19 protein-coding genes are annotated in these 20537 nt (G+C 67.8%); 9 read left to right on the forward strand and 10 right to left on the reverse strand.

All coding sequences use genetic code 11. The annotated features are described in order from the left end of the window. Positions 1-30 precede the first annotated feature (30 nt). The 3 genes from ABC419_RS04135 (at position 31) to ABC419_RS04145 (ending at position 4379) form a co-directional block, all read left to right on the forward strand. Entirely contained in the window at positions 31-1245 is a 1215-nt protein-coding gene (locus ABC419_RS04135; protein ID WP_412876265.1) for an NAD(P)/FAD-dependent oxidoreductase, read from the forward strand. 111 nt (positions 1246-1356) lie between these two features. Further along, the gene (locus tag ABC419_RS04140) at positions 1357-3618 is read left to right on the forward strand and encodes a TonB-dependent receptor (protein WP_412876264.1); all 2262 of its coding nucleotides are present in this window, start codon (positions 1357-1359) and stop codon (positions 3616-3618) included. Between the two features lie 83 nt (positions 3619-3701). Then, positions 3702-4379: a Fe2+-dependent dioxygenase gene (locus ABC419_RS04145; RefSeq protein WP_412876263.1), complete on the forward strand. Its 678-nt coding sequence runs from the start codon at positions 3702-3704 to the stop codon at positions 4377-4379. Between the two features lie 13 nt (positions 4380-4392). Here ABC419_RS04145 and ABC419_RS04150 read toward each other — a convergent pair whose 3' ends face one another. After that, positions 4393-5994 (reverse strand): ATP-binding protein, encoded by a 1602-nt coding sequence (locus ABC419_RS04150; protein ID WP_412876262.1) that lies wholly within the window; start codon positions 5992-5994, stop codon positions 4393-4395. A 117-nt stretch (positions 5995-6111) separates the two neighbouring features. Further along, positions 6112-7500, reverse strand: coding sequence for a UDP-N-acetylmuramate--L-alanine ligase (locus ABC419_RS04155; protein WP_412876261.1), 1389 nt, complete (start codon positions 7498-7500; stop codon positions 6112-6114). A 79-nt stretch (positions 7501-7579) separates the two neighbouring features. On the opposite strand from ABC419_RS04155, the gene ABC419_RS04160 reads away from it, so the two are divergent. After that, complete coding sequence (locus ABC419_RS04160; RefSeq protein WP_412876260.1) at positions 7580-8419, forward strand: LD-carboxypeptidase; 840 nt, start codon at positions 7580-7582, stop codon at positions 8417-8419. A gap of 7 nt (positions 8420-8426) precedes the next feature. On the opposite strand, the gene ABC419_RS04165 is transcribed toward ABC419_RS04160, so the two are convergent. Then, positions 8427-8918: a retropepsin-like aspartic protease family protein gene (locus ABC419_RS04165; RefSeq protein WP_200168421.1), complete on the reverse strand. Its 492-nt coding sequence runs from the start codon at positions 8916-8918 to the stop codon at positions 8427-8429. Between the two features lie 87 nt (positions 8919-9005). After that, a complete protein-coding gene (locus ABC419_RS04170; protein ID WP_412876259.1) occupies positions 9006-9224 on the reverse strand; it encodes a DUF1289 domain-containing protein in 219 nt (72 codons plus the stop codon). Between the two features lie 165 nt (positions 9225-9389). Between ABC419_RS04170 and ABC419_RS04175 the strand changes: the two genes are divergently transcribed. Both ABC419_RS04175 and ABC419_RS04180 read left to right on the forward strand, forming a co-directional pair. Then, positions 9390-9551 (forward strand): hypothetical protein, encoded by a 162-nt coding sequence (locus ABC419_RS04175; RefSeq protein ID WP_003167825.1) that lies wholly within the window; start codon positions 9390-9392, stop codon positions 9549-9551. A gap of 126 nt (positions 9552-9677) precedes the next feature. Beyond that, positions 9678-10475: a crotonase/enoyl-CoA hydratase family protein gene (locus tag ABC419_RS04180; protein ID WP_412876258.1), complete on the forward strand. Its 798-nt coding sequence runs from the start codon at positions 9678-9680 to the stop codon at positions 10473-10475. A 104-nt stretch (positions 10476-10579) separates the two neighbouring features. Here ABC419_RS04180 and ABC419_RS04185 read toward each other — a convergent pair whose 3' ends face one another. From ABC419_RS04185 to ABC419_RS04195, 3 genes are read right to left on the reverse strand one after another with little or no spacing between them, the layout of a single operon-like run. Further along, entirely contained in the window at positions 10580-11596 is a 1017-nt protein-coding gene (locus ABC419_RS04185) for an HlyD family secretion protein (RefSeq protein WP_125900504.1), read from the reverse strand. Positions 11597-11618: 22 nt separating this feature from the next. Beyond that, positions 11619-12386 (reverse strand): ABC transporter ATP-binding protein, encoded by a 768-nt coding sequence (locus tag ABC419_RS04190; protein ID WP_200168418.1) that lies wholly within the window; start codon positions 12384-12386, stop codon positions 11619-11621. Next, positions 12383-13555 (reverse strand): ABC transporter permease, encoded by a 1173-nt coding sequence (locus ABC419_RS04195; RefSeq protein WP_200168417.1) that lies wholly within the window; start codon positions 13553-13555, stop codon positions 12383-12385. Before ABC419_RS04195 ends, ABC419_RS04190 begins: the two co-directional genes overlap by 4 nt. 195 nt (positions 13556-13750) lie before the next feature. Here ABC419_RS04195 and ABC419_RS04200 point away from each other — a divergent pair, with 195 nt between their 5' ends. Beyond that, positions 13751-15844: a S46 family peptidase gene (locus ABC419_RS04200; protein WP_412876257.1), complete on the forward strand. Its 2094-nt coding sequence runs from the start codon at positions 13751-13753 to the stop codon at positions 15842-15844. A 69-nt stretch (positions 15845-15913) separates the two neighbouring features. Here the strand turns inward: ABC419_RS04200 and ABC419_RS04205 are convergent, their stop codons facing one another. Continuing rightward, the gene (locus tag ABC419_RS04205) at positions 15914-16228 is read right to left on the reverse strand and encodes a YdeI/OmpD-associated family protein (RefSeq protein WP_125900508.1); all 315 of its coding nucleotides are present in this window, start codon (positions 16226-16228) and stop codon (positions 15914-15916) included. A 188-nt stretch (positions 16229-16416) separates the two neighbouring features. Here ABC419_RS04205 and ABC419_RS04210 point away from each other — a divergent pair, with 188 nt between their 5' ends. Continuing rightward, entirely contained in the window at positions 16417-18513 is a 2097-nt protein-coding gene (locus ABC419_RS04210; protein ID WP_412876256.1) for a S46 family peptidase, read from the forward strand. Further along, positions 18510-19037, forward strand: coding sequence for a GNAT family N-acetyltransferase (locus ABC419_RS04215; protein WP_412876255.1), 528 nt, complete (start codon positions 18510-18512; stop codon positions 19035-19037). The genes ABC419_RS04210 and ABC419_RS04215 overlap by 4 nt, the downstream gene beginning before the upstream one ends. A 177-nt stretch (positions 19038-19214) precedes the next feature. On the opposite strand, the gene pgsA is transcribed toward ABC419_RS04215, so the two are convergent. Both pgsA and ABC419_RS04225 read right to left on the reverse strand, forming a co-directional pair. Next, positions 19215-19841: a CDP-diacylglycerol--glycerol-3-phosphate 3-phosphatidyltransferase gene (pgsA, locus tag ABC419_RS04220; protein ID WP_003166118.1), complete on the reverse strand. Its 627-nt coding sequence runs from the start codon at positions 19839-19841 to the stop codon at positions 19215-19217. A 77-nt stretch (positions 19842-19918) separates the two neighbouring features. Beyond that, the gene (locus ABC419_RS04225; RefSeq protein ID WP_368923757.1) at positions 19919-20533 is read right to left on the reverse strand and encodes a carbonic anhydrase; all 615 of its coding nucleotides are present in this window, start codon (positions 20531-20533) and stop codon (positions 19919-19921) included. Between the last annotated feature and the right edge of the window lie 4 nt (positions 20534-20537).

The following is a 20537-nucleotide window of genomic DNA, read 5'->3' on the forward strand; positions in this document are numbered from 1 at the left end:
TTCGCTTCCGGCGTCTCTATCTGCGCTGTCATGAGCAAGGTAGTGATCATCGGCGCGGGACACGCGGGGGGCTCGGCGGCGGCGCTGCTGAGGCAGTATGGGCATGAGGGCGAGATCGTCCTGGCGGGGCAGGAGACGGCGCCGCCCTATCAGCGGCCGCCCCTGTCGAAAGCCTGGCTGAAGGGCGAGGCGGGTCTGGAAGACCTGCTGCTGCGCCCCGAGAGTTTCTACGCCGAGCAGGACATCGTCCTGCGCACCGGCGTCACGGCGACCGCCATTGACGCGGACGCCAGGACCGTGACCTTCGCCGACGGAACGGTCGAGCCTTACGACACGCTGATCCTCGCCACCGGCTCGACGGCCCGCAAACTGACCATCCCCGGCGCGGACCGGCCCGACCTGCTGGAGTTGCGCACCCTTGAAGACGCGGAACGGCTGAAGGCGGTGCTGGCGCCCGGCAAGCGGCTGGCGGTGGTCGGCGGCGGCTATGTCGGGCTGGAGGCGGCGGCCTCGGCCCGCGCCCTGGGCGCCGAGGCGGTGGTGATCGAGCGCATGGACCGGGTGCTGGCCCGCGTGGCGTCGCAGCCCTTGTCGGCCTTCTTTACTGACCTGCACAAAAAGCACGGCGTCGAAATCCTGACCGGCGCCGAAGTGGCGGGGTTCGAGGATGCGGGCGTGCGCCTGGCGGACGGGACGCTGATCGCGGCGGACGCGGTGCTGGTCGGCGTCGGCGCCTTCGCTTGCGAGGCCCTGGCGCGTACGGCGGGACTGACGTGCGAGAACGGCGTGGTGGTCGATGAGACCGCCCGCACCAGCGATCCGAACATCTACGCGATCGGCGATGTGACGCGGCGGCCCATCCCGGTCCACGGCGGCGTCATGCACCGGCTGGAGAGCGTGCCCAACGCGCTTGAACAGGCCAAGCAGGCGGCCAGCGCGATCGTCGGTCGCGCGGCCCCGGCGCCGGAAGTGCCGTGGTTCTGGTCCGACCAATATGACGTCAAGCTGCAGATCGCGGGCGTGCCCTTCGACGCCGACCGGCAGCTGGTGCGCGGCGATCCGGCCGGCGGCGCCTTCTCCGTCTTCCATCTGAGTGGAGAACGCATCGTGGCGGTGGAAGCGGTCAACGCCCCCGCCGACTTCATGGGCGGGCGTCTGCTGATCGGAAAGGCGGCGCCGGTAGACGACGCCCTGCTGGCCGATCCGACGGTATCGATCAAGGCGGTCGCCAAGCCCCAGGTGTGACCTGCGTGTGACACCTGTTCCGCAAGTGCGATTTAGTCGCAGGAGTCAGATTGTCGCACCCTGAAATGGTGCTAATGCGAGCCGGTCTCATTCATTGACCGGTTCCTCCCCATGTCCGACACCCGCTCCGCCGCCCTCAAGGCGCTCCTGTTTGCGTCCAGCGCCGCCGGGATGCTGTGCGCCGCGCCCGCGATCGCGGCGGCTGACGAGGCTGCGCCCGCCGATGGGGTGATCAGTCAGGACGCCACCAACCTGGGCACGGTGGACGTGCACGGCCATCGCGTGAAACGCGAGCCGAAGGATCCGCAGTTCGTCACGCCCCTGGTCGATACGCCGCGCACCGTGACGGTGATCCCGCAGCAGATCATCGAACAGACGGCCGCCACCTCCTTGCAGGACATCCTGCGCACCTCGCCGGGCATCACCTTCGGCGCGGGCGAAGGCGGGCAGCCCCTGGCCGACCGGCCCTTCATCCGCGGTCAGGCGTCGGGCAACAACATCTTCGTCGACGGCATCCGCGACACCGGCGGCCAGCAGCGCGAGGTCTTCAACCTGGAGCAGGTCGAGGTCATCAAGGGCGCCGATTCCGTCTATTCGGGGCGCGGTTCGGGCGGCGGCAGCATCAACCTGGGCTCCAAGTCGCCGCGTCTGACCAACTTCGTCCACGGCTCGGCCGGTGTCGGCACGGACGACTATCTGCGCGGCACGGTGGACGCCAACTGGCAGGTCGGGCCGACCGCCGCCATGCGCCTGAACGTCATGGCTTCGCAGGGCGATGTGCCGGGTCGCAACGGCGTCGATTTCGACAAGTGGGGCGTGGGGGCTGCGGTCGCCGTGGGTCTGGGTACGCCGACGACGTTGACGGCCAGCTACTACCATCTCGACAGCAATCAGACGCCCGACTACGGCGTCCCGCTCTACACCAAGCTGGGCGGGGCGAACGCGCCGCGTCCGAACGCCTCGGGCATTCTGGATGTGCCTTATGACAGCTTCTACGGCCTGAAGGCGCGTGACTATCTGAACAATACGGTCGACAGCCTGACGCTAGAGGTCGAGCACCGCTTCAGCGACACCCTGGCCCTGCGCAACGTCACCCGCTACTCGCAGACGCTGAACGACTATGTCGTCACCAACCCCGGCGACGGCGGCGCGGCCCAGCAGATCAACGGCGTCTGGTGGATGAAGCGGGGCCTGAAGTCGCGCTGGAACCCGGCCGAGACCCTGGCCAACGTCACCGACCTGCACGGCTCCTTCCTGACCGGTTCGATCAAGCATGACTTCGACGTCGGTCTGGAGCTGTCGCGTGAGAAGAACCGCAACGCCTCCTATACGGTCACGACCCTGACCGGCACGGCCTGCCCGGCGCCGTTGACGGGCCTGGACTGCACCCAGGTCTATGCGCCGAACCCGAACGACCCGTGGACGGGTACGATCAAGCGCGGCGTGGTCAGCACGACCGACACGGATTCCGTGGGGGTCTACGCCTTCGACGCCATTCACCTCAGCGACAAGCTGATCGTGAACCTGGGCCTGCGCTGGGACGATTATTCGGTCGACGCGGTCAACGCCTCGGGCACGGTTTCGGCGCCGGTCTACAAGCCGGTCAGCAGCGGCTGGGACTTCGTCAACTATCAGGTCGGCCTGGTTTACAAGCCGACGGCGAACAGCAGCATCTACGCCTCATATTCCACGGCCTCGACGCCGCCGACCATTTCGGCCGGCGATCAGAACGGCGGCACGGGGACGGGATCGGGCGATCTGGCCAATGTCGTGCTGGACCCGGAAGAGACCGAAAACTTCGAGATCGGCGCCAAGGCCAATCTGTTCGGCGACCGCCTGGCGCTCAGCGGCGCCCTGTTCCACCTGACGCGCAAGAACGCGGCCATCCTGATCTCCGGCTCCGACTATGAGCAGGTCGGCGAAGCCAAGGTCCAAGGGCTGGAACTGGGCGTGTCGGGCAACGTCACCGACAAGTGGCAGGTCTTCGGCGGCTACACCTGGATGGATTCCGAACTGGTCAACGGGGCGGTCAACAAGGGCGCGCAACTGGCCAATACGCCCGAGCACAGCGCCAGCCTGTTCACCACCTATCGCGTCCTGCCGAAGCTGAGCCTGGGCGGCGGCGTCTACTACGTCTCCAAGTCCTGGGGCGGGAACCAGGGCGGGGCCGGCGGCGGCGCCAACCGCGTCTATGCGCCGGAATACACCCGCGTCGACCTGTTCGCCTCTTACGACATCAGCGACCGCGCCTCGGTGCAGTTGAACGTCCAGAACGCCGGGGATGAGGAGTACATCATCCGCACCAACGGCGTGCACCACGCCGACGTCGCCCCGGCGCGTCAGGCGATCCTGACGCTGAACGTCCGCTACTAAGAGGCCGCGTTTCGCGTCATCATGTCGGCCCCGTCGTTCGTTCGAGCGGCGGGGCCGATGCGTTTCCAGACGGTGAGAGAGCCATGCTGCTGCATATCCCCGAAGTCTTCACCAATGCCGAGGTGAAGGCCCTGCGCCAGACGCTGGACGCTGGACCCTGGGCCGATGGCAACATGACCTCGGGCCATCAGTCGGCGATGGCCAAGCGCAATCAGCAACTGCCCGAGGACAGCGCCCAGGCGCACGAGGTGTCGGCGCTGGTGGTCCAGGCGCTGAACGCCAATCCGATGTTCGTCTCGGCCGCCTTGCCGCACACGATCTTTCCGCCCCTGTTCAACCGTTATGAGGGCGGCGGCGAGTTCGGCACCCACGTCGACAACGCCATCCGCCAACGCAACGGCCATCGCATTCGCAGCGATCTGTCGGCCACCCTCTTCCTGTCGGAGCCTGAGGATTATGACGGCGGCGAACTGATCATCGAGGAGATGTACGGCGTCCAGTCGGTCAAGCTGCCGGCGGGCGATCTGGTCCTCTATCCGTCCAAGAGCCTGCACCGGGTGACGCCGGTCACACGCGGGGCGCGCGTCTCCAGCTTTATGTGGCTGCAGAGCCTGATCCGCGACGACGCCGACCGCGAGAACCTGTTCCGCCTCGACGTGGCGATCCAGCGGGTGAATCTGGACAAGGGGCCGAAGGATGCGGCCGTGATCGAACTGACCGGCGTCTATCACAACCTCCTGCGGCGCTGGTCCGAGGTGTGACGCCTCGGCGCGCTCAGGCCGCCTGCGCCGCCTCGCTGCGCGACAGGACTAGGCGGACGGCGTTCAGCAGGGCCTCGGGCTGGATCGGTTTCTGGGCCACGCCGTCCATGCCCGCCGCCAGATAGTTCGCCTCGTCGCGCGGATCGGCGTTGGCGGTCAGGGCCAGAATGGGCAGGGTTGCGACCGGGCCGGGCAGGGCGCGGATCGCCCTCGTCGCCGCCACCCCGTCCATCACCGGCATCTTCACATCCATCAGGATCAGGTCGAACGGCGCAGCAGCTGCGCGCTCCACCGCCTGCCGGCCGTTCTCGGCGGTCTCGTGGGTGCAGCCGAACAGCTCCAGCACCTTGCCCGCCACGAAGCGGTTGGCGGCGTTGTCGTCCACCACCAGCACATGCAGGGTCGCGTGGGCGGTTGGGTCGGCGACGGCGCCGTCTTCGCGCCGTCCGTCGGCCTCGGCCAGCGGCAGACGCAGGTCGAAGCGGAAGCGGGCCCCGCCCTGGGGCGAGCGCTCGACGCTCAGACGTCCCTCCATGCGATCGATGATCTGGCGACAGATGGCCAGACCCAGCCCAGCGCCAGCCCCCTGGCGTCCCGCTTCACCGGTGTTGAACGGCTCGAAGATGGCGCGCGCGGCGTCTTCGCTGACGCCGGGGCCGCTGTCGTCGACCGTGGCCGACAGGCGCACCTGTCCGTCCTCCAGCGCGGTGGTCAGGCGCACCTCGACGGCGCCGCCTTCCGTGAACTTCAGGGCGTTGCCGATCAGATTGTTGAGCAGCTGCTTCAGCCGCATCTCGTCGCCGATGATCCAACGCGCGGCGCGCAGATCGCCGTGGACGCGCAGGTCCAGCGCCTTCTCCTCGGCGCGGGGGCTCCACAGGGCCGACAGGTCCGCCGTCACCGTCTGCAGGTCCAGCGGGGCGGGCTCCAGCGTCAGCATCCCGGCTTCCGCGCGGGACATGTCCAGCGCATCGGTCAGCAGGCGCAGCAGGCTGTTTCCGGAGTCCAGTATGGTGCGGACATGGGGGCGCAGATCCTCCTGCGTCAGTTGGCGCTCCATCAGGGCGGCCACCCCCAGCACCCCGTTCAGCGGCGTGCGGATCTCATGGCTCATCACGGCCAGGAATTCGGACTTGGCCCGGCTGGAGGCGCGGGCTTCGGCCTCGGCGCGGACCAGGTTCTGGGCCAGCTCGGCCATGGCCTCGGCGCGGCGCTTGTGAATCTCCACCCCGGCCTGAAGCACGTGCAGCCCGGCGCCGACCCCGACATAGCGGCCGCGCGAGACGACGATGAACCCTTTCAGCAAGGCGCCCAGCCCCGCCGTGTCCATCGAGGCGAACAGGACGTCGGCGGAGGCGTCGGCCTCGACGATCATGGGCGCCGGGTCCATCAGCGCCGAGACCGGGCGCCGGGCGTAGAGGGCGCGGCCGAACTCGGCGGCCAGCTTCAGGGTGAAGGCGTTGCGCTCGATCAGGCCGACGGGCCGTCCGTCGGCGTCGGCCACGGCGATGACCAGGGTCTCGGGCTCGGCCTCGAAACGGGCGAGGGCGTCGGCCCCCGGCGCGTCCGGCGCTATGGGCGCCGAGGCGTCCATGAAGTCTCCGATCCTGGCCATTTCCAGCCGTCTCCTGCATCTTGCGAGAGCAGGGTTAGGCCAGGGCGCTTAACAGGCGATTTGCCGGAAGTGAATGTTTTGCAAGGCTAATCTGACAGATGATCCGAGAGCGGATGATCATAGGCGCGCCAGCAGTTCGGCCGCGAAGGTCGACAGGCTGTCGTCGCGCGCGCCCATGACCACGATCCGGTCGCCGGGCTGGGCGATCTCGACGATGCGGTCGCCGCAGTCGGCGCGCGTCGCCAGCGCCTGCGCCTGACGACCCGCCGCGCGGACGCCGGCCGCGATGTCCTCGCTGCCGACGCTGCGGTCGGTGGTGCCGCCGTAATAGACCGGCTCGGGCATCAGCAGCACGTCGTCACGGCGCATCAGACCGGCGAAGCCTTCGATGAACTCGCGCTGCATCAGCTTCAGCGGGCCGAAGCCGTGCGGCTGGAACAGGATCAGCAACCGCCCGTCGAAGGCGTGCAGGGTCTTCAGGGTGGCGGCGATCTTGTCCGGGTTGTGGGCGAAATCGTCGATGACGGTGACGCCGTTTCGCGCGCCCACCACTTCCAGCCGCCGCCGGATGCCGCTGAAGGTCTCCAGCGCCGTGAGCGCCTGATCCATGCCGACGCCCAGCGCCTTGACCGCGCCCAGCGCCGCCAGGGCGTTGGCGACATTGTGCGCGCCCGGCACGTTCAGCCGCGCGGCCCGCGCCGCTTCGCCGCGCGCGCGCAGTTCGAACGTCATTCCGGTGGGCAGCGGGTGCAGGTCGTGCGCCGACAGATCGGCCTCTTCCTCGCCCAGGGCGAAGGTGATCGCCTTGCCCGTCTCCAGCGTTTGCGCCAGCGCCGCCGTCTCGGGGTTGTCGAGGTTCAGCACCGCCGTCGTCGCCCGGCCGACGAAGCCGCCGAACAGGTCGCGCAGCTCCTCCATCGACTTGTGGTCCAGCGAGATGTTGGAGACGACCGCCACCGTCGGCTCATAGCGGGCGATGGAGCCGTCGCTCTCGTCCACCTCGGCCACGAACAGGTCTGGTCCGCCGATCAGGGCGCTGGCGAACGGATGGTCTGCGTCGGCGAAATTCTTCATCACCGCCCCGTTGACCACGGTCGGGGCGCGGCCCGCCTGATCCAGGATCCAGGCGATCATGCCGGTGATGGTCGATTTGCCGCTGGTGCCCGCCACGCCGATCGAGGTCGGGGCCGCGTTGAACAGTTCGCTGAGCAGCTGCGGCCGGGTCTTGATGAGGGCGCCGACGCGCTTGGCCGCGCCGATGTCGGGCACCGTGTCCTCGACGGCGCCGGTGGCGACGACCACCTGATCCTTGCTGACCACGCCCGATCCGTCCTGCGGGTGCAAGGTCACGCCGTGGGCGCGCAGCCAGTCGAACTTGTCCGGCGTGCGGCCCTGATCCAGGGCGCGATCCGAGCCCGCGATGCGGTTGCCTTGCGCCTGAACGATCATCGCCAGGGGCAGCATGCCGGAGCCGCCGACGCCGCAGAAGAAATAGTCTTTGTTCATCGGCTTGATTTCAGGGCTGGAAACCGGGGAATGTCCGGCGGCCTGACTAGCACGTGAGGCGCCCGAGGCCACCCCGTCCATGCAGACCAGACCGTTCCGAATCGGCGTCGTCAACGCCAGCTCCCGCCTGGACCCCGCGCGGGGCGAGGCGATCCGGGCCTGGGCGGCGGCCAACTGGCCGAACGGCGAGGTCGAACTGGTGCTGCATCCGGCCCTGTTCGAGGCGCACGGCCATTTCGGCGGCGACGACGCCACCCGCGCCCGCGCCTTCGTAGAGACCGCCAACGACCCCGATATCGACGCCGTCTGGTTCGCGCGCGGCGGCTACGGCGCCTGCCGCATCGCCGAGGCGGTGATCCCCGAGCTGACCGCCCACGCCTACGCCAAGCGTTACCTCGGCTATTCCGACGCGGGCAGTTTGCTGGCGGCGCTGTATCGCGCGGGCTTCCCCCATGTCGCGCACGGGCCGATGGCCTCGGACGGATCGCGCCATGACGCCACGGGTTTGCGGGCGGTGAACTGGCTGCGGAGCGGCGACGCGGCGTCGTTGGAGCCGTCCCTGCTGACCGACCCCCGGCCCGCCGTCGGCTTCAACCTGACCATTCTCAATGAACTGGTCGGCACGGGGATCGAGCCGGACCTGACCGGCCACGTCATCATGCTGGAAGAGGTGTCCGAGGCCCTCTATCGCGTCGATCGGATGATGTTCCACCTGACCGGCCAGGCCTCGATCCGCCGCGTCGCGGGCATTCGTCTGGGCCGGGTGTCGGACGTGACGGCCAATGATCCCGACTTCGGTCTGACGGCCGAGGAGATCGTTCGCTACTGGTGCGTGCGCTCCGGCATTGCCTATCTGGGCGGCGCCGACATCGGCCATGACCGGGACAACAAGGTCGTGCCCTTCGGTCGGCGCGGCTGAGGCGCGTTCAGCCCCTCAGGATCAGGCCGTCGGGCCGCGCCTCGAAGGCCGACAGCCGGCCGAGGAAGCTCATGCCCAGCAGGGCCGCAGGCATGTCGCGGTCGACGACCAGGGCCTCGACCGAGGTCATCTCGACCCCCGCCACCGAGAGGGAGGTCAGCAGCACCCGCGCGGCGGGCACCTGGCCCGAGGCGGTGTTCAGCGTCTGGTTGAAGTCGTGCGGTTTCAGCCGCACGCCCAGCCGTTCGGCGTCGGCGCGGCTCAGCGTCACCACGCTGGCGCCGGTGTCGACCAGCATCCGCATCGGCCGCCCTTCGACCGTCGCCTCGGCCCAGTAGTGGCCGTCGGCCGCGCGCGTCACAGACGGCGCCTCCTTCAAGGCCACGGCGGCGTAGGCCTGAGCCGGGCCTTCCCACCACATCAGGGCGCCGGCGCACGCCGAGGCCGACGCCAGGGCGGCGGCGAAGACGACAGCGGAGCGCGGGTCAAAGCGGATCATGAAGCGGACTATGCCGCCTTGGTCTTCCCATGCGGTGAAGCGACGTGGCGAACGAAAGGTTGACGCCAGACCGCTGATCGCTCCGCTTCATTCGCCCAGCAAGCGGGGGTCGATCCGACCTTTGCGGCTGGGCAGGTCGCGCATGACGGCGGCGCGAGCCTCATCTGTCATCCGGCTCCAGGTGGCGATCTCCTGAAGCGTGCGGAAACAGCCCAGGCACAGGCCCGATGCGCCGTCGACGGTGCAGACCATGACGCATGGGCTGGCGACGGGGCGCGGCGGGCGAGGAGCGGGGGCTTCGGTCATGATTCGTGACGCTATCGCTACAATGAGTCCGAGAACGGACTATAATTCTTGACTTTTTCCACAGCTTCGCTATCTTCATCCTCGACGCGAAACGACTGACAGGGTGAGAGTCCCAATAAGCACGACGTGTCTTCTTTCATCGTTCAACGAAAGGAGACGCCAAAAATGAACGAAAACAAAGAGCGCAATCTCCAGCACGCCATGATGTCCTTCGCCCTTTTCGGCGGGATGCTGGTGAACACGAAACAGATGAACGGCGCCGCCGACCGCGTGGTCAGCCACCCGTCCAACTTCGTGCCCATAACGATCAAACGGCCGCGCGCGTAGTCGCGAGACTGGATGATCCAGCCAGAAGCCCCGGTCAGAACGACCGGGGTTTTTCAATTCCGCCCTTGCCATTGCGCCGCCCCTTGGCCGACACCCGAGGCTCCATTTCAGAAGAGGAAGCGCGGCATGGGTCTGATCGTTGAAGAGCGCAAAGGCGCGGTCATGGTCTGGACGCTGGACCGGCCAGATCGCCTGAACGCCCTGCCGGATCTTGAGGACGGCGACGCCTTCGCCGCCGCCTGCGCCGCCATCAACGCCGACCCCTCGATCCGTTGCGTGGTGATGACCGGCGCCGGGCGCGCCTTCTCGGCGGGCGGCGACCTGAAGGCGATGAAGGACCGTCGCGACCTGTTCGAGGGTTCGGGCGCCGCCATCCGCGAGCGCTATCGCCGTGTCGTCCATCGCATCGTGCGCGCCCTTTACGGGCTGGAGGTTCCGCTGGTGACGGCGGTCAACGGCCCGGCCATGGGGCTGGGCTGCGACATCGCCGGGCTGGGCGACATCCGCATCGCCTCGGACCGCGCCAGCTTCGGCGTACCCTTCATGAAGCTGGGCATCATTCCCGGCGACGGCGGCTCATGGCTGCTGCCGCGGAACATCGGCTACAACCGCGCCGCCGAACTGTTGTTCACCGCCCGCTCGATCGACGCCGCCACGGCCGAGCAATGGGGTCTGGTCAATCGCGTGGTCCCGCATGAGACCCTGATGGACGAGGCGATGGAGACGGCCAGCCAGATCGCCGCCCAGCCGCCCCAGGCCCTGCGCATGGCCAAGACCCTGTTGCGCCAGGGCCGTGACATGAATTTCGACCAGATGCTGGAGCTGTCGGCCGCCATGCAGGCCCTGGCTCACCTGACCGACGACCACATTGAGGGCGTGACGGCGGTGCTGGAGAAGCGGAGCGGCGAGTTTACGGGGCGCTGAATCCCCGTTTGCCCCGGCGGACGCCGGGATGAGCGAGACAGTAGGCGGAAACAAAAAAAGGGGCCTCCTGCGAGGCCCCTTTCCTTATGCGGCGTGCGGCGGTCTTAGGTGCGCGCCGGCGTCTTCATGGCGCGGGCAGCGGGCACGCCGGTCGAGGCGGTCTCGCGCTTGGCGCCGGCCGTTTCGCCCGGCTTCATGAACTTCACCAGGACGCGCTGACCGATCAGCAGCGGGGCTTCGTCGACGGCGACCACCACCTCGACCACGCGCTCGTCGGTGCGTTGCGAGGGATCGTCCGAAGCCAGCTTGCGGGCGCCGAAGACAGCGGCGCGGCGCAGCACCTTGCCGACATAGACCTTGGACGGGTCGCCTTCGGGGGTGATTTCGACGGCCTGATCGACGGCGACGTTGGGAATGTCGGCCTCGACGATCTCGGCGCGGGCGATGCGCGGGGCGGCCGGCTCCAGGTCGAACATGTTCGACACGTTCAGGGTCGAGGCGCCGGCGCCGGGGTTGGCGTAGCGACGTACGATGCGGCCGTCGGCGGGCGCGCGGATGACCGTCATCTCGACGTTGTAGGCGGCTTCGTCGCGACGGGCGCGGGCGCTCTGCACCGCCGACTGCTGCGAGCCGAGGCGGGCCTGGGCCTGGGCGATGGCGTCGCGGGCCTGGTCCAGACGCTGGGCGGCGACGAAGTTGGTGGCGACCAGCTTCTGCAGGCGGTCATACTCGCGCTGGGCCGTGGCGATGTCGACGTTGATCAGGCGCAGCTGGCTTTCGGCTTCGCCCAGGGTGGCCGAGGCGGTCTGCAGCGCCAGGCGCGGCTCGTCGTCTTCCTGACGGGCCAGGATCTGACCGGCCTTCACCAGGTCGCCTTCCTGCACCAGAACCTCGCGCACCACGCCGCCGCGGCGGGCTGCGATCTGGATGATGCCGCCCTCAATGTCGATCTTGCCGTTGGCGATGGCGGAGTAGGGGCTTTCGACCTTCTTCTCGGCGGCCTGCGCCAGCTCGGCCTTCTTCGCGGCGCCGGCCTTCTGCATCATGCTGAAGCCGACGATCAGCACGATCAGCAGCGCCAGGCCGATCCAGAGCCATTTGTTTTTCAGAAATGCGGGCATGTGAGTCCTCAGAGGATCGGGGTCAGTGCGAGGCCAGGACGGCTTCGGGATTGGGGGTGCGGCGCTGATCGTCGATGATCACGCCGTCTTCGATGTGGATGACCCGGTCGGCCCAGGCTTCCAGGCGCGGGTCGTGGGTCACGCAGATGACGGCGGCGCCGTGCTCGGTCGCCGCGCGCCGCAGCAGGCGGATCACGATCTGGCCGTTCTCGCCGTCCAGAGCCGAGGTCGGTTCGTCGGCGAACAGGATCTGCGGGTCCTTGGCCAGGGCGCGGGCGATGGCGACGCGCTGCTTCTCGCCGCCGGACAGGGCCGCCGGGCGTTGATGCAGGCGATGGCCGAGGCCGACCTCCTCCAGCGCCAGGGTCGCACGCTTCCTGGCCTTATCCGGCGACAGGCCCTGATATTTGAGCACCGTCGTCACCTGCTGCAGGGCGGTCAGCGCCGGAAACAGGTTGAAGCCCTGGAAGATGAAGCCGCAGTGATCCAGGCGGAATTTGTCGATCCGACCGGCCGATAGCTTCCACAGGTCGTCCACGTCCAGGGCGTCGACGCGCCCTTCTTCGGGCCGCAGCAGGCCGGACAGGGCGGCGATCAGCGTCGACTTGCCCGAACCCGACGGCCCCATGACCATGGTCAGGTCGCCGTGGCGGGCGTCGAAATTCACGCCCTTCAGCACCTCGACGAAGGAGCGGCCGGACTTGAACCGCTTGGTCAGTCCCTTGGCCTCCAGGGCGAACTCGCCGTGCTTACCGTGGACCTTGGTGTGTCCGAGTGACAGGTCGTTCATCGCAGCAGGTCCGCAGGTTGGCTCTTCTTGAGGATGCCCATCGACAGGAACCCTGACAGCATGGAGATGCCGATCAGGCCGCCGCCGACCACGAGCAGCAGGCTCGGGGGCATGGAGATGATGACGGCGTTGGACAGGGCGAACAGCGACAGCAGCCAGGTCAACAGGATGGCCGCGCCGACCCCGACCATGCCGACCCAGAAACTCAGCTCCATGACGATGCGGCGCAGGGAGCCCATGCCGACGCCCAGGGCGCGCAGGGAGGCGAACTCCTTGATGTTGGCCATGATGGCGCCGCGCAGGGTCTGCCAGGTGATGGCCACGCCGATGATGATGCCCAGCACCACGCAGCCGCCGATGATGATGACCAGTATGCCTTCCTCGAACATGGCGCCGGCGTTGGCGTCGGCCAGTTGCTGACGGGTCCAGGCCTTCCACTGGCCGTTGCCCATGGCGTTCAGCTGGGCCACCACATGCTCGGCGCGGGCCGGATCCTTGATCTTGATCATCAGCGGCCCGACACGCGGGCCTTCGAATGCCTGACCCAGCATGCGCAGGCTGTCGCGCGACATGACGATGGTTGGCTGCATCATGTTGGGATAGCCGCGCAGCACTCCGACCACGGTCACGGTCTGGCCGTTGAACAGGGCTTTGTCGCCCAGCTTGACGCCCAGCGGCGTCAGCGCGGTCTCGTCCACCGCCACGGTGAAGGGCTGACGCAGGGCCTCGACCAGTTCCTCGGAATAGTCGCGCGGAATGGTGACCGAGCCGGGCGCCGTGTCGATGATGTTGACCAGGACGCTCTTCTGCTTCGGCGCCCCCTGCTTGGCGCGGTCCGCCGCCGACATCGTCGGGTCGACATCCTTGATGTTCTGGAAATTGCCGCCCGACATGTCGAGCGTCTTCACCTCGACCACCTCGGGGTGGTTATAGGCCAGGGGCACGAAGCGGCGCGGCATCCCCATCGGGCCGCTGAACAGCGCCTTGGCGCCCGGCTGCATGATGAAGATGTCGGCGCTCGAGCGCTCGATGGCGGCGGTGAACCCCTTGCCGATGCCGATGAAAACCCCGGTCATGGCCAGCACGAGCAGACCCGAAAGGGCCAGCGCCATGACGGCGGCCATATAGCGGCGCCACTCGAAGAGCAGCGTGGATAGCGCGAGCGACATGACGCGTTCTTATTCCCCTGACTTGCGCTGTTATCTGACCGCGCGCTGGTCCGGGGCCAAGTTAAATCGGGGTAAGGCTTCGGCTTCCCCCGGACGGCTTGCGGGATTAAGGGGGCTTGAGGCGCGTTCTTCGACGGCGCTAGTTATAAGATAACAATTGCGGGGCGTTGGGCCCTGCGCTCCGGGAGAGCCTGAATGTCGCTTCGCCGCACCGTTTCCTTCACCGCCTCGCTGGCCGCCCTTGGCGTGGCCGCCGTGGTGGTCAACGCTCCCGCGTCGGCCGCCCGCGCTGACGAGGGCATGTGGACCTTTGACAACTTCCCCATCCAGACGGTGAACGACAAATACGGCACGCGCATCGACCAGTCGTGGCTGGATCGCGTGCGCAATGCGGCTGTGCGCCTGCAGGGCTGCTCGGCCTCGTTCGTGTCGGGCGAAGGCCTGATCCTGACCAACCACCACTGCGTCATCTCCTGCGTCCAGGATCTGTCCACGGCCCAGAACGACTACGTCAAGAACGGCTGGATGCCGGCCACGCGCGAGGAAGAGAAGACCTGCCCCGGCCAGACGGCGGAAGTCCTGACCGACATCACTGACGTCACCGAGCGCGTCCTGGGCGCCGGTTCGGGCCTGGAAGGCGCGGCCTTCGTCGCCGCCCGCTCGGCCGAGATCGACGCGATCCAGAAGGAAGCGTGCGGCGACGACCGCAAGCTGACCTGCCAGGTCATCAGCTTCTATCGCGGCGGCAAATACGCCCTCTACAAGTTCCGCAAGTATGAGGACGTGCGCCTGGCCTTCGCGCCGGAGTTCCAGGCGGCCTTCTTCGGCGGCGACCCGGACAACTTCAACTTCCCGCGCTATGCCCTCGATGCCGCCTTCCTGCGCGCCTATGAGGACGGCAAGCCGGTCGCCAGCCCCAACCACCTGAAGTGGAACCCCAACGCCCCGGTCGACGGCGAAGTCACCTTCGTGGCGGGCAACCCCGGTTCGACCTCGCGCCTGCTGACCATCAGCCAGCTGGAGCGTCTGCGCGACCAGCAGATCCCGATCACCCTGATCCAGAGCGCCGAACTGCGCGGCCGTCTGGTCGAATATTCGACGACCGGCGAGGAAGAGAAGCGCGTCGCGCTGGACCCCATCTTCGGCCTGGAGAACAGCTTCAAGGTTTATTACGGCCAGCAGGGCGCCCTGACGGACCCGACCTTCATGGGCAAGAAGCGCCAGGAAGAGGCTGAACTGCGCCAGCGCGTCGCCGCCGACCCGGCCGTGGCCGAGCGCATCGGCGACCCGTGGGCCGATCTGGAAAAGGTGCAGGCGACCGCCCGCGACCTCTATCTGCCCTATCGCCAGCTTGAGGCGAACGCCGGCGGCGGCTCGACCCTGTATTCCTACGCCCGCGCCATCGTCCGCGCGTCGAAGGAACGCGCCAAGCCTGTCGCCGAACGCCGCGCCGGATACGCCGACAGCGATATCGCCGCCCTGGGCCGCCGTCTGGCCTCGGAGGCACCGATCCCGGTCGGCGTCGAGGAGATCCAGCTGTCGCACTGGATGCTGAAGACCCGCGAATATCTGACGGTCGACAGCGCCGACGTGAAGGCCATGCTGGGCGCTGAAAGCCCCGAGACGATCGCCGCCCGCCTGGTGCAGAGCCGCCTGATCGACCCGGCCTATCGCGCGCAGGCCCTGGCCATGACGCCGGAGCAGCTGGCCGCCTCGGGCGACCCGATGATCGCCTTCGTCCTGGCCAACGATAACGCTGCTCAAGCGATCCGCACCCAGTGGGACGCCGGCGTCAACGCCCCGACCGCCCGCGCCGCTGAAAAGGTCGCCCAGGCCCGCTTCGCCGTCTATGGCGACAACCTGTACCCCGACGCGACCTTCTCCTTGCGCCTGTCTTACGGTCAGGTGAAGGGCTGGACCTATCGCGGCGTGACCGTGCCGTCCTTCACCCACATGGGCGGTCTGTACGAGCGCGCCACCGGCGCCGAGCCGTTCAACGCTTCCGAGCGTTTCGTCGCGGCGCAGGACCGCATCAACAAGAATGTCGTCTACGACTTCGTCTCGACCAACGACATCATCGGCGGCAACTCGGGCTCGCCGGTGATCAACGCCAAGGGTGAAGTGATCGGCGCCGCCTTCGACGGCAACATCCACTCCCTGGGCGGCTCGTTCGGCTACGACGGCGAGCTGAACCGCACGGTGTCGGTCTCGACCGCCGCCGTCACCGAGGCCCTGCGCACCGTCTACAACCAGCCGCGCCTGCTACGCGAACTGGGCGTGCGTCGCTAAGCCTGTCGGATTCAGGTCCGGGATTTGAGGGGCGTCTTCGGGCGCCCCTTTTTCTTGACCTGCTTAGGACTACTGCGGCTTGCCCCGGCTTTTCTCGACGAGCACCGCCTGCTGCCAGCGACTGGGCGCCTTGTCGGTGCGGTGGATGCATCCCGCCCAGCAGCAGGGCCGCCGCTTGCCTTCGCGCAGTTCCTCGACCGCGCGCTCGATCCGCTTCTGGCGGGTGGCGTCCTGTTTGGCGTCTTCGACCCAGCAGATGAACTCATTGCGGCCCAGCGGGGTCAGGCCTCGCCACAGGGCCAGGATGTCGGCGTCGGAGGACAGCCGCGCCTGCATGTCTTTTCCGGCGACGTGCACCACGCCTTGGGGGAAGTCGTCAGACATGGCGTCAATCCCGTCCCGTTTCGTTATTCGCCGAATCTAGACCCGCGAACGCGCGCTGTGAATGCGCTCGTCAGGGGTTGCGGTTTCACTCCAGGTTCTGTTCAGACTGACCGCAAGACGGCTCTGGTTTCCAGAAGCTGCAACCTGGGCCTCGACGAGGGTCGAGGCGGCGACGCCGAGGATATTTCATGCGCCCTGCTCACACCCGTTCGCTTTTCGCCTCGGCCGCCGTTCTGGCCTTCGCCGCCGCGTCTTCGGCCAAGGCGGAGGAGGGCATGTGGACTTATGACAACTTCCCCATCGCCCGCGCCAACCAGACGCTGGGCACCGGCATCGACCAGGCCTGGCTGGACCGCGTCCGCCAGTCGTCGGTGAAGTTCGGCGGTTGCTCGGCGGGCGTCATCTCGGCCGAGGGGTTGGTGATGACCAACAACCATTGCGTCGCCACCTGCGTCGCCAACCTGTCCACGCCGCAACTGCAATACGCCGAGACCGGCTTCACGCCGAAGAGCCGCGAGGAGGAGCTGAAATGCCCCGGCGGCTCGGCCGAGATCCTGACCGACATCACCGACGTGACCGCGCGTGTCCAGAAGGCCGGCGAGGGCCTGGACGGCCAGGCCTATACCCAGGCGCGCGAGGCCGAGGCCGGCCGCATCGAGACCGAGGCCTGCGGCTCTGATCCCAAGATCCGCTGCCAGGTCGTCAGCCTGTATCGCGGCGGTCAGTTCAAGCTCTACAAGTTCCGCAAATACTCCGACGTGCGCCTGGCCTGGGCGCCGGAAGACCGCGCCGCGACCTTCGGCGGCGACCTGGACAACTTCTCCTTCCCGCGCTTCGCCATCGATGCGGCCTTCATCCGCCTGTACGAAGACGGCAAGCCCGCCGCGACGCCGACCCATTTCACCTGGAACCCGAACAAGCCGACCGAGGGCGAACCCGTCTTCGTCACCGGCAACCCCGGCTCGACCCAGCGCCTGCTGACCCAGGCCCAGCTGATGACCATTCGCGACGTGGTGCTGCCGCTGGATCAGCTGATCGCGTCGGAGCTGCGCGGCCGTCTGATCCGTTATTCGAAAGAGGGCGAGGAACAGGCCTTCATCGCCATGGATCCCATCGTCGGCGTGGAGAACACCTACAAGCGCGGACGCGGGCGCATGGCCGCCCTGATCGACCCGGCCTTCATGGACCAACTGGCCGGTCAGGAGACCGTCTTCCATCGTCGCGTCGCCGAGAATGAAGCCCTGTCGGCTGAGGTCGGTGATCCTTGGGCCGCCCTGGCCGAGGTGCAACCGATCGCGCGCGAGCTCTATGCCCCGATGGCCCTGCTGGAAGGCGGCACGGGCATGGGCACGACCTCGGTCGCGGGCGGCTCGCCGCTGTTCAGCTGGGCGCGGGCCATCGTGCGCGGGGCGCAGGAGCGCGCCAAGCCGTCGGACCAGCGTCTGCCCGAGTTCGCCGACAGCCGCCTGTCCGGCGTGCAGTCCAGCCTGTTCGCCGAGCGCCCGACCTATCCGGAACTGGAGCAGATCCGTCTGGAGTGGTGGCTGTCAAAGACCCGCGAATGGCTGACCGTCGACAGCCCCTACGCCCGCACCCTGCTGGGCAAGGAAAGCCCCGAAGTTCTGTCGGCGCGCCTGATCGAAGGCACCAGGCTGGCCGACCCTGCCGTGCGCCGCGCCCTGTGGGAAGGCGGCCTGCCCGCCGTTCAGGCCTCGACCGATCCGCTGATCCAGTATGTCCTGGCCATCGATGCCGACGCCCGCGCCGTCCGCACTGAGTGGGACAACAAGGTCAAGGCGCCGACCGACCGCGCCTCCGCGCAACTGGCCGCCGCCCGCTTCGCCGTCTTCGGCGACGCGGTTTATCCGGACGCCACCGGCACCCTGCGCCTGACCTACGGCCGGGTCGAGGGCACGGACGTTCCGGGCCAGCGCATCGGCGCCTTCACCACCTTCGCCGGTCTGTGGGATCGGGCGACGGGGGCCGAGCCCTTCAACGTCGCGCCCAAGCTGCTGGCGGCCAAGGACCGCATAGACCCCAACGCGGTGATGAATATGGCCGTCTCATCCGACACCATCGGCGGCTCGTCGGGCTCGCCCGCCGTCAACGCCAAGGGCGAGATCATCGGCGCCAACTTCGACTCCACCGTCCTGACCCAGCGCAACGCCTATGGCTATGATCGCAACGTCAACCGCAGCGTCATCGTCACCACCCAGGCCGTGACCACGGCCCTGCGCGACGTCTACGGCATGGATCACCTGATCCGGGAACTGGGCGTCCAGTGAGCGAAGCGACCTTCCGACCCGCCGCGCCGGACGATGTTTCGGCGCTGCACCGCCTGATCGAGAGCGCCTATCGCGGCGACAGTGCCAAGGCGGGCTGGACGCACGAGGCCGACCTGCTGGGCGGCCAGCGCACGGATGAGGCGGAGCTGCGCGATATCCTGACCGATGCGTCGCGGATGATTCTGCTGGCCGAGGTCGACGGCGTTCTGACCGGCTGCGTCCAGGTGGCGGATCAGGGGCAGGGGCTGTCCTATCTGGGTCTGCTGACCGTCGATCCGGCGCGTCAGGCAGGCGGTCTGGGCCGCTTGCTGATCGACGCCGCCGAGGCCGAAGCCGCCGCCCGCTTCGCCGCCACGCGCATGGAGATGACGGTCATCCGTCAGCGCGCCGAGCTGATCGCCTGGTACGAGCGGCGCGGCTATCGCCTGACCGGCGAGACGCGGCCCTTCCCGATGGATGACGAGCGTTTCGGCCTGCCGCGCACACGCGAGCTGGAGTTCGTGGTGCTCGAAAAGACGCTCTGACGTCCTTCTCCCCTTGTGGGAGAAGGTGGGCGCCGAAGGCGCTCGGATGAGGGGTGTGAGCGCGACGGCAAGAAAAAAGGGGCGCAGGCTGCGAAGGCTGAATTTTCAACCCGCGCCGCCGACACCCCTCATCCGTCAGGCTCCGCCTGCCACCTTCTCCCTCAAGGGGAGAAGGGCTTATAAATCCCGCATCTGCTTCTGGGCGGCGCTGAAATACTGCCAGCCGGTCCACAGGGTGACGATTGCGGCCAGCCAGATCAGGGCGTCGGAGAACAGCTGGAAGGCAGGCAGATAGTCGAACGGCAGACCCCAGCCGTCCCAGTTGCGGGCGAACAGCTGGCAGCCTAGCGCCACCATCTGCAACGTCGTCTTCCACTTGGCGGCCAGGGTGACGGGCAGGTTGATGCGGCCCGCCATCGTCTCGCGCAGGGCCGAGACCGCGAACTCGCGGAACAGGATCAGGCCGCAGGGAATGATGATCTGCTGCACCGAGCCGCTCGTCAGCACGCCCAATACGGCGCCTGTCACAAGAATCTTGTCAGCGATCGGGTCCAGGATGGCGCCCCAGCGCGTCGTGGCGTTCCAGCGACGGGCCAGATAGCCGTCGATCCAGTCCGTCGAGGCGGCGATGACGAAGATCCAGAAGCCCGTCCGGTACATGGCGAACTGGTCGTCGGGGCTCAGCCAGGCCGAGACGAAGGGAAAGCCGCTGGTCGCGCCCGCCAGCAGCAGGAACATGACGATCCCGGCCGCCAGGCGCAGGCTGGTCAGGATGTTGGGGATGGCTTTGTAGGCAGGGGCCATGACGTCTTCCGTTGCAACACGCCGGGTGTGCCACGGTTCGCGGCCAGAGGCGAGGGCGCCGTGCCGGACCGAACGCCTCAGTCCAGCCGCTCGAACCGCTTCGCGCTCGTCAGCTTGGTCAGGATGCCGGCGGCGATGCCGAAGTGCAGGCCGCTGAGGCGCAGTTCGCCCGCCGCTTCCTTTTCGGCGATCCAGGGGAAGGTGCGTAGGTTGTCCAGGGACAGGCGCACCACGGCCTCCTCGGCCACGGTCTCCCGCTCGTCGGCGGGAACGCCTTCCAAGGCGGCGCTGACGGCGGGCACGCCCTGAGCGACCCAGGGAGCGACGAAGTCCTGGCAGTTGGAAGGGGCGCCGTTCATCATGGCGTTCACCCCGCCGCACGAGGCGTGGCCCATGACGACGACGTGTTTGACCTTCAGCACATTGACGCCGAACTCCAGCGCCGCTGAGACGCCGTGCAGCTTGCCGTCGGGCTGATAGGGCGGGACCAGATTGGCGACGTTGCGCACCACGAACAGCTCGCCCGGCGCCGTGTCGAAGATCAGGGCCGGGTCGGCGCGGCTGTCGGAACAGGCCACGACCAGGGTGTGCGGCTTCTGACCGTTGGCGGCCAGGGCTTCGTATTCGGCGCGTTCGGACGGCCACCGATTCTGGCGGAAGCGGTGATAGCCCTTGGTCAATTCGTTGGTCATGAAG

Source organism: Brevundimonas phoenicis (assembly GCF_047237745.1).
In the GTDB taxonomy this organism is placed as follows: domain Bacteria; phylum Pseudomonadota; class Alphaproteobacteria; order Caulobacterales; family Caulobacteraceae; genus Brevundimonas.

Coding starts and splice junctions, on each gene's coding strand:
- ABC419_RS04135 (WP_412876265.1), top strand. CDS start 31: ATGAGCAAGGTAGTGATCATCGGCGCGGGACACGCGGGGGGCTCGGCG.
- ABC419_RS04140 (WP_412876264.1), top strand. CDS start 1,357: ATGTCCGACACCCGCTCCGCCGCCCTCAAGGCGCTCCTGTTTGCGTCC.
- ABC419_RS04145 (WP_412876263.1), top strand. CDS start 3,702: ATGCTGCTGCATATCCCCGAAGTCTTCACCAATGCCGAGGTGAAGGCC.
- ABC419_RS04150 (WP_412876262.1), bottom strand. CDS start 5,994: ATGGCCAGGATCGGAGACTTCATGGACGCCTCGGCGCCCATAGCGCCG.
- ABC419_RS04155 (WP_412876261.1), bottom strand. CDS start 7,500: ATGAACAAAGACTATTTCTTCTGCGGCGTCGGCGGCTCCGGCATGCTG.
- ABC419_RS04160 (WP_412876260.1), top strand. CDS start 7,580: ATGCAGACCAGACCGTTCCGAATCGGCGTCGTCAACGCCAGCTCCCGC.
- ABC419_RS04165 (WP_200168421.1), bottom strand. CDS start 8,918: ATGATCCGCTTTGACCCGCGCTCCGCTGTCGTCTTCGCCGCCGCCCTG.
- ABC419_RS04170 (WP_412876259.1), bottom strand. CDS start 9,224: ATGACCGAAGCCCCCGCTCCTCGCCCGCCGCGCCCCGTCGCCAGCCCA.
- ABC419_RS04175 (WP_003167825.1), top strand. CDS start 9,390: ATGAACGAAAACAAAGAGCGCAATCTCCAGCACGCCATGATGTCCTTC.
- ABC419_RS04180 (WP_412876258.1), top strand. CDS start 9,678: ATGGGTCTGATCGTTGAAGAGCGCAAAGGCGCGGTCATGGTCTGGACG.
- ABC419_RS04185 (WP_125900504.1), bottom strand. CDS start 11,596: ATGCCCGCATTTCTGAAAAACAAATGGCTCTGGATCGGCCTGGCGCTG.
- ABC419_RS04190 (WP_200168418.1), bottom strand. CDS start 12,386: ATGAACGACCTGTCACTCGGACACACCAAGGTCCACGGTAAGCACGGC.
- ABC419_RS04195 (WP_200168417.1), bottom strand. CDS start 13,555: ATGTCGCTCGCGCTATCCACGCTGCTCTTCGAGTGGCGCCGCTATATG.
- ABC419_RS04200 (WP_412876257.1), top strand. CDS start 13,751: ATGTCGCTTCGCCGCACCGTTTCCTTCACCGCCTCGCTGGCCGCCCTT.
- ABC419_RS04205 (WP_125900508.1), bottom strand. CDS start 16,228: ATGTCTGACGACTTCCCCCAAGGCGTGGTGCACGTCGCCGGAAAAGAC.
- ABC419_RS04210 (WP_412876256.1), top strand. CDS start 16,417: ATGCGCCCTGCTCACACCCGTTCGCTTTTCGCCTCGGCCGCCGTTCTG.
- pgsA (WP_003166118.1), bottom strand. CDS start 19,841: ATGGCCCCTGCCTACAAAGCCATCCCCAACATCCTGACCAGCCTGCGC.
- ABC419_RS04225 (WP_368923757.1), bottom strand. CDS start 20,533: ATGACCAACGAATTGACCAAGGGCTATCACCGCTTCCGCCAGAATCGG.